This window comes from Paenibacillus sp. AR247, assembly GCF_002968895.1.
Taxonomy (GTDB): domain Bacteria; phylum Bacillota; class Bacilli; order Paenibacillales; family Paenibacillaceae; genus Paenibacillus_AQ; species Paenibacillus_AQ favisporus.
Window position 1 is genome coordinate 2,098,868 of sequence record NZ_PCZT01000009.1, and the last position, 11,933, is coordinate 2,110,800.

Genomic DNA, 11,933 nt, shown 5'->3' on the forward strand with positions numbered 1-11,933 from the left:
CAAGGGCGTCTTTTTCCTGACGCAAAAGCTGCTTCCCCTCATTAACGATGGAGGGCGCATCGTTAACATCTCCTCGGGGCTGACGCGCATGAGCATCCCGGGAAGCGCCGCTTATGCCTCGATGAAGGGCGCGGTCGAGGTGCTTACCCGGTACCTGGCCAAGGAACTCGGCGAGCGCCGCATCGCCGTCAATACGGTGGCACCCGGAGCGATCGCGACCGACTTCAGCGGTGGCATGGTACGCGACAACGCCGAGCTGAATCAGCAGATCGCCGGCATGACGGCGTTTGGACGCGCCGGACTTCCGGATGACGTCGGGCCGATGATTGCTTCCCTCCTCTCCGAAGACAACCGCTGGGTGAACGCGCAGCGGATCGAGGTTTCCGGAGGCATGTTAATCTGACGTCCCTGCCCCAAACGAAGAACTGCCTGTCCACATCGCGGGGGACAGGCAGTTCTCTTCATATATAAAGGTGATTACAACGTGATCGCATTACCGGTTTCCGACGATTTGTAGATGGCCTCGAGAATCTGCGTCACCACAAGCGCCTGCTCCGGCTTGACCAGCGGCTCCCGATCTTCCAGAATGGCATCGATCCACTGCTTCGCCTCCAGTTCGCCGGCGTTCAGCGATTCTCCTTCATAAAAGGCGATGCCGCCCCCTACAGAAGTGCTCGTTTCGACCATCTGCCCATACCGCGTATGGTTAAATGTCACCGTGCCTTTGTTATCCCAGGCGTCGCCGAACATTTCGGCCCCGCCTTCGGTACCGCACAGGGTGACCTGCGCTTCTTTTGCGTTGATCATGTTCAGCGCCCACGAAGCTTCCAGCGTAATCGTCGCTCCATTTTCCATCTTAATGAAGCCAAAGGCCGAATCCTCCACCTTGAACTCTTCCGGATTCCATGGGCCGAACATGTTGCCGTCCATCTTATCCTTCAGCTTATGGAACGCAGACCCGACGACGAGCTTCGGCTTATAGTTGTCCATGGTCCATAGAGCCAGATCCAAGGCATGCGTGCCGATGTCAATCAGCGGGCCGCCGCCCTGCTTTTCGATATCCATAAACACGCCCCATGTCGGAACGCCGCGTCTGCGGATGGCATGCGCCTTTGCAAAATAAACCTCGCCAAGATCCCCTTGTTCACATGCCGTATATAGCGCTCTCGAATCCGAACGGAACCGGTTCTGGTAGCCAATCGTCAGCTTTTTGCCCGTGCGCTTCGCAGCATCCAGCATTTGCTGCGCCTCGGCGGTATTCATCGCCATCGGTTTTTCGCACATGACATGCTTGCCGGCTTCCAGCGCAGCGACCGTAATGACGGCATGCGTGCTGTTCGGGGTAAGCACATGCACCACGTCGATCGACGAGTCCTTGAGCAGCTCCTTATAATCCGTATATACCTTGGCTTCTTCCGTTCCATACTCCTTGGCCGCAAGCTCCGCGCGATCCAGCTCGATGTCGCAAAAAGCCGTCATTTCCGCCTTGTGGCGCTGCTTGGCCAGCGCGGGCAAATGCTTGCCCTTGGCGATCCCGCCGCATCCGATAATGCCGATTTTCAAAGTAGTCATCTGGTTCCCTCCCGGTTGGTTATCTATCCGAAGTTCTGCCTTACTGTGCCAGCAGCCGCTGGATGTTGTCGAAGCTTTCTTTAACGCTGGCCAGCTCGCCTTTTACGGTCTGATCCTGTTCGACGATGATGTATTGAACCGTCCCAAGCTCTTCCGCTTTTTTCAGAATCGACGGAATGTCCATGACGCCTGCGCCGATCTCGGTGAAATCCTCCTGGTTTGCGGCTGAGAACACCACTTCATCGGTAAGATGCCCTGAAACCTTCTCCAGCAGATTCACCGGATTGGCCGACGGGGCCAGGTCCTTCTGGTGAAGAAGCCCGATCCGGCTGCCGTACTTGTCCATAAAAGCGATGGGATCCACGCCGCCGCGCAGCGCTCCGGATCGGTATGCTCCAGCAGAATGTCCATAATGGTCTGGCCATCAAACTCCTGAAACTCATGAAAATGGTTATGGAAGTAAAACTGAATGCCAGCTTCTTTGGACTTGCGTCCGGACGCATTGAGCCATTTGGCCAATTCCACCGCATCCTCCCGGTCACGGAAAAAGGCGCACGGCATAACGATGCCCTTGCTTCCGATCTCCGCGTTATACCGAATGACCGCATCCAGATCCAGATTCGGATGATAGGCCACGTGGCTCGTAACCACCTGCAGGCCCAGCTTGTCCATCATGGCCTTCAGCTCCGCCGCCGTGTAGTCGACCTCGAACGTGCCGTCTTCCCGGATGTTATGAAACGCGAACTCGATGTTTGTGTATCCGATATCCGCTATGCTTTGCAGCGTCCCGGCAAAATCTTTAGCCAGCGCTTCCCGTACCGAAAACAGCTGCAGACCAACTGGAATTTGAATCATGTGAAATCACTCCTCTATAAAATTTAGGCTTTGACCGACGATGTGCGCAGGTCCAAATCTTGAACAATCTGCTTGTGCTCCTTGTCCAGCTTATACAGCACCAGACAACCGATTTGCAGAATGGTGAGCAGGATCGGTCCCAGGTAGAACAGGACGCGGATCATATCGGTCGCCTGCGGCGAAACCGCATCGGGATCATATCCGGCGAAACCAAGTGCATAAGCGACAACGGAGCCGCCGACGGCAATGCCGAACTTGGTGGCGAAGCTGTAAGCCGAATACAGCATGCCTTCGGACCGGTGGCCGAACTTCCATTCATGGTAATCCACCGTATCGGCGAGCATGGAGAAGTTGGCCGGACTGTTAATGCCGATGCCAATGTTGGCAATAAAGAAAATGACGAGATACAGAAATGGCGGACTGCTTTCCAGGAAAAACAGCAATCCGTACAGCAGCACGGCGCCAGTCAAGGCCAAGATGCTGCCGTTACGCTTACCAAGCCTTCTGAGTACAAACGGGGCGAGTGCGCCTCCGACAAAGTTGGCGACATTCGCGAGTGTCAGGTACAGCGGGATCATTTCGGGCTGGCCCAGAACGTACTGAACGAAATACACCAGCACGCCGAACACGACGCCGATCCGCAGAAACATGAAGAGGGAGTTCAGGGCGATCATCACCCAAGGCTGATTGCCAAACATATGCTTGGCCGATGTGAGCGTGTTAAACTCTTTGGTTTTCTCGGCGCTCTCCGAGAACCGTTCTTTACATTTGAGAAACACCACATAAAACATCACGACGGCGACGACCGTGAAAATGCCCATCGTAACCGGGAACCCCAAGCGGTCGTTCCCTCCGCCGATCCATTTCACCAGCGGGTTGGTGAGCGCCGATACCGCGATGGCCCCAATGGCCATCCCCATGATCCGGAAGCTGCTGAGCTGGTTTTTCTCCTCCGGATCCTTGGTCATCATCGGCATCAGTGCGCCGTAAGGAAGGTTGACACCGGAATACAGGATCCCAAGAATCAGGTAGGTCAAATAGGCGTAGATCAGCTTCCCGCCTTCCGACCAATCCGGCGTAATGAACGTTAAGACGCTGAAGATGGCGAACGGGATCGGTACAAAAAAGAGAATGAACGGCCGCGCCTTGCCGAACCGGCTGCTGGTCTTGTCGATCATGACCCCGATCACCGGGTCGATCACCGCGTCAAGAATTCTTGTAATCAGAAACAAGGTGCCGATGGCCGTGGCGGCCAGGCCGTACACATTCGTGTAAAAATAGAGCAGATAGCTTGTCGTCATCCCCCAGACGAAGTTGGACGCCAAGTCTCCAAAGCCGTAACTGATTTTTTCGCTTAAGGAAAGCTTTCCCGCCGCTTGAGCCATGTCTCATCACCACTTTTTGTGTTTTACAATGCGGTTTCTCGGTTTCCTATCCTGATGAACATGCTTGCTTTCTTCCCCCGGGCGAATCCGGAAAATCACCCTTCCTCCGGCAAAATGTAATGCGTTACATTTTAAGGTATGATAAAGAGATATTGGCCTTACTGGTTGGTTTTGCTAAGCGGTACCTTTGATTCGCGCGAATCCGGATCCAGAAATGTAACGCATTACATTGCAGCGGTTTTAAAAAAAACGGCTGCTTGGTAACCGTTTCTTTAAGCGATATTGTAAGCGATTTCTCGGAAGAGCGCAACCCCCATTTTTCACCTGTCAGCGGGAGCGCTTTGCCGTCGACTCCCGAATGACGATTTCATGAGGCAGCAGGATCGTCTTGTTCTCGCCCGCTTCTCCGCGCAAGCTTTGCAGGAGCGCCTCCATGGCGGCACGGCCGAGATCATACTTGGGCTGGCGTACCGTCGTGATAGGCGGCCGGCTCATCAGCGATTCCACCGTATCGTCGAATCCGACGACGGCGACGTCATCCGGCACCGATTTGCCCAGATATATCGCCCCGTTGACACAGCCGATGGCTGTAGCGTCGCTGGAGCAGAAAATGGCGGTCGGATGCTCCGCAGCTTGAAGCCATTCGACGGCAAGGTCGTACCCGTTTTGGTACTCGTAGTCGCTCTCCCTGATCCACTCTTGGCGCACCTCGATCCCCGCCGATTCCAGCGCTCGCCGGTACCCCTGCTCCCGGGCGGCGGAAGAACTCTTCGCGTTTCCCCCTTTAACCATGGCAATTCGCCGGTGACCCAAAGACAGGAGGTGGGACACCGCATCAAAGGCTGCCTGCTCATTGTCGACCGAAACGCTGTATGCGTGCTGCACCTGCTCATATTCCGAGCACTGCACGATGCTGTAATCTTTCGCCAGCTGATCCAGCTCCTCCGCGCTCAAGGTAGAGGCCACGATGATGACGCCGTCGACGATTTTTTTCTTGAGCATCTGCAGTAGCTCTTCTTCCTTATCATGGTCGTCCTCGGAGGCGCAGACCAGCACCTGATATCCGTTCTTCTGAGCTACATCCTGTATGCCCTTATACACGTCCGACATAATTGGAAAGACGAGGCTCGGAGTCAGCACCATAATGCGGCGCGTCTCCGCTCTTCTTAATTCCCTGCCGAGGGAATTGGGCTCATACTCCAGCGCTCTGATCGTTTCCATCACTTTCTTGCGCGTCGATTCCTTGACGAGGGGACTGTTGTTCAGCACCCGGGACACGGTCGCAACGGACACGCCGGCCGTCTTGGCCACGAACTGTATGGGTCTCATATAATAGGCCGCTCCTTTACTCCGTACAAATGGGTTTATCTTTCATTTTATCATAGATTTCAAAGCCAATTCCAATTACATGGTTGGCTGAAGCTCCATATTTTCATAGAAAACGCTGTACGCGGGATACCCTTTATCAGCAGACCTGACGCCGAAATCAAACAGCCCTCAGGAGCCCATCTTGACAGATTCAGCCTTTTTCAATACTGCCATGCCATGTATAATGTATGAATACGAAAACATAAGGACGGACTGCTTATGCTGCAATCGCTGAATGCCCGACTCAACCGAATCATGCCTTTGATTACGCCGGCCAGCATCGTCATCGGCGTCTTATGCGGAGGTTTGCTGTCTTCGTATACGTTCATGTCTCCCTGGCTGTTTGCTTTTATGACATTTGCCGGCAGCATCAGCTTAAGCTTCAAGGATTTTCTCAGTGTCATGAAAAGGCCGCTGCCACTCTTCGCCTGCCTGCTCGTTTTGCATGTGATCATGCCGCTGGTCGCCCTCGGCACGGGCAAGGTTCTATTCCCGCTCGATGCTTATACGATCACCGGGCTTGTGCTTGCCGCCGTCATCCCTACGGGGGTCAGCAGCTTCGTATGGGTAAGCCTGTACAAGGGCCATATCGCGCTGACATTGTCCATCATCCTGGTCGACACGCTGATCGCGCCTTTCGCCGTTCCCGGCATTCTGTCGCTGCTGATCGGAACGAGCGTTCATATGGACATCCTGCCGATGATCAGCAGCCTGTTCGGCATGATCGTGGTCCCTTCCCTGCTCGGCATGGCCTTGAACGAATGGAGCAAAGGCGCCATCGTTCCGGTCTGGGGACCGCGCCTCAACCCGTTCTCCAAACTAGCCATGGCGCTGGTCATCATGATCAACGGCTCCGTGGTCGCTCCCTATCTGTCCGACATCAGCCCCCGGCTGGTCGGCATGGCTGCGGTTATCGTCTTTTTGGCCGCGGCCGGGTACCTGCTGAGCTTCGCGATCTCCGCCCTGATGGGCTGGAGCGAGCCGGAGCAGGTCGCCCTCGTCTTCAACGGCGGGATGCGCAACATCAGCGCGGGCGCCGTCCTGGCCGTCGCCTATTTTCCCGCGCCGGTCGCCGTTCCCGTCGTTCTGGGTATGGTCTTCCAGCAGATGATGGCGTCTCTGGTCGGACTCTTGCTCGGTCGCCGCACGCAGCTGCGTATCCGGCGGGAAGAATCAGGAAAAACGCAAACTCGCGCCCTGTAAGCATCCTGTAGGAGAAGCACAACGATCCTGTGCAGTCATTCGACTGTACGGGATTTTTTCGTTTTGTGGCTTTTCAGAATTACGTGTAGACCTTACCTTATCATTTCGATCATAAAGTGGTGTGTTTTAATATAAACATACGACCTCTTTTTTGCAACCAGCCGTTTATCAGTCCTTGCCGCATCAAGGAATCAAGGAAGCCGGACAGCAATTTGGCGGGGTATTTCCTGCGGGAGCTAGAAGAACGAATATTTATCTCAAAAAAAGAAGCTCACCCTTGACGTGAAGGGTAAGCTTCTTCTTGTTACTTGAATTTGATTTTGGTTTTGATTTTGCTCCCGCAGCCGCAAATGATCGTATGCTTCAAATTTTTGATCGGCTGGTGGCACATGGGGCATACACTTGGCTGAAGCATCATGCCGGATCACCCTCCCTTTCATTTGTTCGCACGCCTCGATCCATGCGGCTGCCGCCCTTAAGGGGCAAAACCGCTGCTGCCGCTTTACGCTTGGACGGTTAAGCCCAAACCTTCGGCAACGCGGGTTCCGTAATCCGGATCCGCTTTGTAGAAATGGGAGATCTGGCGCAGCTTAATTTCCTCCAGCTCTACCGGCTTCATCGCTTCCACGATGGTCCGGATGAGGCGGGCCTTCTCTTCTTCGCTCATCAAGCGGTACAAGTCCCCGGCTTGAGTATAGTGATCATCGTGATCGTAAGCCGTTTGTGCAGCATAGCCGTCAACCTCGAACGGAGTGATCCGGGCATGCGGATCTTCCTTCGGTCCGTTGAAGCTGTTAGGTTCGTAATAGACCGATCCGCCGCCGTTCGTACCCGAATTCATGTATCCGTCGCGCTGATAGTTGTTGACCGGTACCTTCGGACGGTTGATCGGCAGCTGGTTGTGGTTCGCCCCTACACGGTAACGGTGCGCATCCGCATAAGCGAACAGGCGGCCCTGCAGCATTTTGTCCGGGGACGGTTCAACGCCGGGAACGAGGTTGCCCGGAGAGAACGTGGCCTGCTCCACTTCGGCAAAATAGTTTTCCGGATTCCGGTCAAGCACCATTTTCCCAACCTCGATTAACGGATAATCCTTCTGGGACCACGTCTTCGTCACGTCAAACGGATCGAACCGGTACGTATTTGCGTCCTCCAGCGGCATGATCTGAACATACAGCGTCCAGGACGGATAGTCCCCTGCTTCGATCGCCTGCTGCAGGTCCTGAGTATGGTAGTCGGGATTTTCACCTGCCAGCTTTGCCGCCAGATCCGGATCCAGGTTCTTCACGCCTTGGTCTGTTTTAAAATGGTACTTGATCCACACGGCTTCACCCTGCTCGTTGACCCATTTGAATGTATGGCTGCCGAAACCGTGCATATGACGCAGCGTCGCCGGAATGCCGCGGTCGCCCATCAGGTAAGTAACCTGGTGCAGCGATTCAGGAGATAAGGACCAGAAATCCCATACGGCGTTCGGATTTTTAAGGTGCGTTCTTGGATCGCGCTTTTGAGTATGGATAAAGTCCGGGAATTTGATCGCGTCGCGAATGAAAAAGATCGGCGTGTTGTTGCCTACGATATCGTAATTGCCTTCTTCAGTGTAGAACTTTACAGCAAATCCGCGCGGGTCGCGGACGGTGTCTGCGGAGCCAAGCTCTCCCGCAACGGTCGAAAACCGGATAAAGAGGTCGGTCCGCTTGCCCTTGTCATGGAACAGCTTCGCTTTGGTATATTTAGACATGTCGTTGGTCACTTCGAAATAACCGTGCGCTCCGGCACCTTTCGCATGAACGACACGCTCAGGAACTCTCTCGCGATTAAAGTGGGCTAATTTCTCCAGCAGGTGAACATCTTGAATCAGGGTAGGACCGCGATGTCCGGCCGTAATGGAATTTTGGTTGTCCCCAACCGGGGCTCCCCAGCTCGTTGTCAGTTTATTGGAATCGGAATGATTTGTACTCATTAGCTCTCCACCTTTTTCGTAAAATGATCATCAAAAAACCTCATAAACAAATGATAACACTTATCAATTTAAAGTCAATATTTATTTAGAATAATTATAAATAAGATTTTTAAAACCGTTTGAAGCGTTGTTCCGTCTGTACCACAGAGACAAAGAAAGGAGGGCTGCCCGCTTGGGCTCTCACGCAGAAATGAAAAAGGTTAGCATGGGACAAGCCGGAGTTGAAACCGATGTTTATGACGCCATCATGGAGCACCGGGAAACGCTGCTGAACATCGCTTACAGCTATTTGCGCAATCGTCATGACGCCCTGGAGGCGCTGCAGGAAATGACGTGCAGGGCATGGGTCAAACGCTCGACGCTGAAAGACGGCAGGGCGCTGAAGGCTTGGCTCATCCGCATTCTCATTTATGTATGCATCGATGAGCAGCGGCGCCGGAAGCGGGCCGTTCCTACCGTGGATGAGCAGCTTGAGGAGATTAGTCAGCCTCATGATGCATTCAAAGCGTTCAACCACGATAAGGTCGCCATGGGTCCCCTGCTGGAAAAGGTGAAGCCGAAATACCGCCATGTGCTGATCCTGAAATACTACAACGACCTGACGCTCACGGAAATCGCCGCGGTTCTCGGCAAGCCGGAAGGCACAGTCAAAACGTGGCAGCATAAGGGGCTTGGCCAGCTCCGCAAATGGATGAAGAATCGGAGGGATTGGGAATGAACACGAACCCTGAAGAACAAGCCCTGCTTGCCGACGCGGCGCAGCTCCGGCGGGAAAGGATGCAAATCGGCGACACGGAAGCTACCGAGGCGATCCGGAGCGGGTTCGCCCATAGACCGGCTTCGCGGAAGCGGCGTTTTCTGCCCTATGCCGTCGCTGCAGTGGTGCTGGCCGTGCTGCTGGGTGCCGGATGGTGGCAGGGCGGCCCGATCGGCATTCATGCACCACATACGGCAAAGGATTGGGACTGGGGTGTGCTGGCGAAATATGAGCCCCTATCCGGCGTGGACCATGCGACACTGGAATCCGCAGTACGCAACGATTACATTCAAATCGTCAATAAGTCGGTTTCCTCCGGTCCTTACCGAATTACACTCGATGCCGTCACAGCAGACGAGAACAAGATGCTGCTGCTTTACACGGCAACGGCAGAGTCCAGCCATGAAATCAAAGCGGTGAACAGCGTCAAAGTGACCGATTTGAATTCAGGCAGGCCTCTGAATGCTGAGCTGCAGATCAGCAACGGAGACGTACACAGCTTCTCCGCTCTGAGCACGGTGATGCTTGACCGAAGCCAGCCTTTTCCGAGCCACATCGAGGTCGATCTTCAGGTGACCTCCGTAAATCCCGGGAAGCTGGGCGACCCCAAAACCAGAGCGGCCGCTGCGGACTTCCTTTATTCCGACCGTATGAAAATTAACGTTGATTTAGAACCAAAATTTGAAAAGACGCCGACCGTTGTGATGCAGCCTGACCGGTCCATAAGCATCGACGGCCGTAAGGTTGTTCTCTCCAAAATGGAAATATCTCCGCTGATGACGCGAGCCACCTTCGCGATCGATAACGGCAGCGAATTGGACTTCAAAACAAAGCAATCCATTCGAGACAAGCTCCGTTACATGACCATCGTCTCCACTAACAGAAATGGAAGGGCTGTGCAGCTGAATTCGGTAGCCGGAAACGGGACCGACGAGGGCTTCCAGCAAATATTCAGCAGCAGCATGCTCGACAAGCCCCGCTCGCTTGTGCTGAAGATGTACATCGATTCGGACACAGGTGCCCCCAAACCGCTAAAGGATCTGCCCGTCGTTGAACTGAAAATCAAATGATGGCTGTAATGAAGACTAAAAAACCGCGAATATATCGCGGTTTTTTAGTCTGCTGCCTTATGATCCGGGCTCGGGCATCGGGATCTTCATCTACTCATCTCCTGACCAAACTTGGCGTGAAGAAACGACAGTTTCTCCAGACTGAATCGCCTGCTGCATGAGCATGCCTAAATAATGATCCTGCGAAGCATCAGAGAGACTGTAGAAACTGGGCCCGCCCGCAGCGTAGACAGCCATTTGCTGCAGGCAGCAGGCAATCGCGATTTCGTCGTCGTACAGCCTTGCAGGAGCAAACGGATTGTTATACACCCACCGTTCTCCTGCCATGATCCCCTCCAGAAAGTACCCTTCTTGATTCTCGAGCTCACCCTTATTGATTCGCTTGAAGTTCAAATAAAGCGGCGTACGGAAGTCCTTCAGGACCGTCAGCCGGTCATCGAATATTTCGCCCCGCTCCCCCCGAACCGACATGTGGTTCGAGCGGATCCAGGAACGATGCTGCTCCGCGGTGAAATCGTAGATCCCGAGCTTGCCGCCGAAATCCAGCCAGGCCAAATCTCGCCGGGACGTCACGATCTGTTCTTCCGGCGGCGGTCCGCTCCGGGTAGGTCCTGCCACCCAGTCGGACTCAAACCGCATTGCCCGAACGCGGACGTCTTCAAATCCAATACCGAGCATCTTCCGAAGCAGGGCGGCTCCGTGGTAAAAGTGTGAAATCGATACGGTTGCCTGGGTTACGTTCCCGAGCAGCCCTTCCCGAATGATAGCCATTCTAGCTTGATTCATCGGATGGAACGGATACTGCTCGGCGACCTGCACCCGCGCACCACGGCGTGTCAGCTGGTCATGCAGCCTGATCAGCCCGTCCAAATCAGGTGCAGGAGGCGTTTCCGCCAATGCGGGAATGCCATGGTCCGCAAGCTGAATCAAATACTCCGCGCAAGCCGATGCGCTGACGGATACAACCATGAAATCCGGCTGCGGGCCGGTCAACAGCTGTTCAAGCGTCCTATATGCGGCCACCTGCCACTGGCGCTCCATCGCCTGGCCTTTGGCTGCGTCCCGGACCACCATTCCCGTGACCTGGAATTTCTCTGGAAGCGCTTGCGCAATTCTTAAAAAATATTGGGCCCGAAATCCACCGCCACCGATAATGCCGAAAGTTGCAGGCCTTCCCATAACAACACCTCCTTTTTATTGAGAGCAGCCCGAAGGCGGCAGTACCATGAGCGACAGCCATGAACGAATCGCGGATATCGCCCGCTTCTCCCTTGGATAATAACTACCTTAGCACCGGCCCTGATCATTGACAATCCGCCGATAGTCAGAAGAAAGAACCGGCCGTTGGCCGGTTCTTCCCCGATGAGGATGGAACTATTTTTTCTTGTGTACCTGTCATCATTGTTCCCGGAAGAATTCCAAGCTTCGTATGATGATTTATTCCGCCTGATACCGATCATAAGCCGCCTGATACACGGACATGTACTGGTCCAGTCCCATTTTCTTTAAGTTATTGACGTACCCGTCCCACTGATCGAAAGACGCGGAGCCGTTAATGAATTTTGCTTCCATTTCCGTGGTGTAATCCTCAATGTCCTTGCCGATAGAAGACATGACCTCCGTCTCCTCCGGCGTATAGTTAAAGTTATACAGGATGTTCTTCACCGCGTAAGGCTTGGCTTTTTCGGCCGCGGCCATGGAATTCGGGAGCGTCTCCGACCCTTTGAAATACTTTTCCGTCACGAAGCCGGGATAGCTTC

The 11,933-nt window shown here is 54.2% G+C and carries 11 protein-coding genes and 1 pseudogene; 4 read left to right on the forward strand and 8 right to left on the reverse strand.

Annotated elements, in window-relative coordinates:
* Positions 1–403, forward strand: a 403-nt coding sequence (locus CPT76_RS18340) for an SDR family oxidoreductase (RefSeq protein ID WP_146116347.1), incomplete at its 5' end; no start/stop codon positions are given.
* 74 nt (positions 404–477) lie between these two features.
* Here CPT76_RS18340 and CPT76_RS18345 read toward each other — a convergent pair.
* The 5 genes from CPT76_RS18345 to CPT76_RS18365 all read right to left on the reverse strand — a co-directional run bounded on the left by CPT76_RS18345 (position 478) and on the right by CPT76_RS18365 (position 5,141).
* Entirely contained in the window at positions 478–1,572 is a 1,095-nt protein-coding gene (locus CPT76_RS18345; RefSeq protein ID WP_105443854.1) for a Gfo/Idh/MocA family protein, read from the reverse strand.
* A gap of 40 nt (positions 1,573–1,612) precedes the next feature.
* On the reverse strand, positions 1,613–1,918 hold the full coding sequence (locus CPT76_RS18350; RefSeq protein WP_181152911.1) for a hypothetical protein: 306 nt from the start codon (positions 1,916–1,918) through the stop codon (positions 1,613–1,615).
* On the reverse strand, positions 1,849–2,427 hold the full coding sequence (locus CPT76_RS18355; RefSeq protein WP_105443856.1) for a sugar phosphate isomerase/epimerase family protein: 579 nt from the start codon (positions 2,425–2,427) through the stop codon (positions 1,849–1,851). Before CPT76_RS18355 ends, CPT76_RS18350 begins: the two co-directional genes overlap by 70 nt.
* Positions 2,428–2,450: 23 nt before the next feature.
* Positions 2,451–3,812, reverse strand: a complete 1,362-nt coding sequence (locus tag CPT76_RS18360) for an MFS transporter (protein ID WP_105443857.1) — start codon at positions 3,810–3,812, stop codon at positions 2,451–2,453.
* Between the two features lie 327 nt (positions 3,813–4,139).
* Positions 4,140–5,141 (reverse strand): LacI family DNA-binding transcriptional regulator, encoded by a 1,002-nt coding sequence (locus CPT76_RS18365; RefSeq protein ID WP_105443858.1) that lies wholly within the window; start codon positions 5,139–5,141, stop codon positions 4,140–4,142.
* 258 nt (positions 5,142–5,399) lie between these two features.
* On the opposite strand from CPT76_RS18365, the gene CPT76_RS18370 reads away from it, so the two are divergent.
* On the forward strand, positions 5,400–6,383 hold the full coding sequence (locus tag CPT76_RS18370) for a bile acid:sodium symporter family protein (RefSeq protein ID WP_105443859.1): 984 nt from the start codon (positions 5,400–5,402) through the stop codon (positions 6,381–6,383).
* A 502-nt stretch (positions 6,384–6,885) separates the two neighbouring features.
* On the opposite strand, the gene katA is transcribed toward CPT76_RS18370, so the two are convergent.
* Complete coding sequence (gene katA, locus CPT76_RS18375) at positions 6,886–8,346, reverse strand: catalase KatA (protein WP_105443860.1); 1,461 nt, start codon at positions 8,344–8,346, stop codon at positions 6,886–6,888.
* A gap of 172 nt (positions 8,347–8,518) precedes the next feature.
* Between katA and CPT76_RS18380 the strand changes: the two genes are divergently transcribed.
* A complete protein-coding gene (locus CPT76_RS18380) occupies positions 8,519–9,064 on the forward strand; it encodes a sigma-70 family RNA polymerase sigma factor (protein WP_258168572.1) in 546 nt (181 codons plus the stop codon).
* Positions 9,061–10,173: a DUF4179 domain-containing protein gene (locus CPT76_RS18385; protein ID WP_181152912.1), complete on the forward strand. Its 1,113-nt coding sequence runs from the start codon at positions 9,061–9,063 to the stop codon at positions 10,171–10,173. The genes CPT76_RS18380 and CPT76_RS18385 overlap by 4 nt, the downstream gene beginning before the upstream one ends.
* A gap of 90 nt (positions 10,174–10,263) precedes the next feature.
* Here the strand turns inward: CPT76_RS18385 and CPT76_RS18390 are convergent, their stop codons facing one another.
* Positions 10,264–11,352: a Gfo/Idh/MocA family protein gene (locus CPT76_RS18390; protein WP_105443862.1), complete on the reverse strand. Its 1,089-nt coding sequence runs from the start codon at positions 11,350–11,352 to the stop codon at positions 10,264–10,266.
* A 258-nt stretch (positions 11,353–11,610) separates the two neighbouring features.
* A pseudogene (locus tag CPT76_RS18395) lies at positions 11,611–11,933 on the reverse strand (extracellular solute-binding protein); the annotation flags it as partial.

What these genes read in the sequence shown, in the direction of transcription:
- CPT76_RS18385 (WP_181152912.1), top strand. Translation starts at nt 9,061, where the DNA reads ATGAACACGAACCCTGAAGAACAAGCCCTGCTTGCCGACGCGGCGCAG.
- CPT76_RS18360 (WP_105443857.1), bottom strand. Translation starts at nt 3,812, where the DNA reads ATGGCTCAAGCGGCGGGAAAGCTTTCCTTAAGCGAAAAAATCAGTTAC.
- katA (WP_105443860.1), bottom strand. Translation starts at nt 8,346, where the DNA reads ATGAGTACAAATCATTCCGATTCCAATAAACTGACAACGAGCTGGGGA.
- CPT76_RS18355 (WP_105443856.1), bottom strand. Translation starts at nt 2,427, where the DNA reads ATGATTCAAATTCCAGTTGGTCTGCAGCTGTTTTCGGTACGGGAAGCG.
- CPT76_RS18370 (WP_105443859.1), top strand. Translation starts at nt 5,400, where the DNA reads ATGCTGCAATCGCTGAATGCCCGACTCAACCGAATCATGCCTTTGATT.
- CPT76_RS18350 (WP_181152911.1), bottom strand. Translation starts at nt 1,918, where the DNA reads ATGGACAAGTACGGCAGCCGGATCGGGCTTCTTCACCAGAAGGACCTG.
- CPT76_RS18365 (WP_105443858.1), bottom strand. Translation starts at nt 5,141, where the DNA reads ATGAGACCCATACAGTTCGTGGCCAAGACGGCCGGCGTGTCCGTTGCG.
- CPT76_RS18390 (WP_105443862.1), bottom strand. Translation starts at nt 11,352, where the DNA reads ATGGGAAGGCCTGCAACTTTCGGCATTATCGGTGGCGGTGGATTTCGG.
- CPT76_RS18345 (WP_105443854.1), bottom strand. Translation starts at nt 1,572, where the DNA reads ATGACTACTTTGAAAATCGGCATTATCGGATGCGGCGGGATCGCCAAG.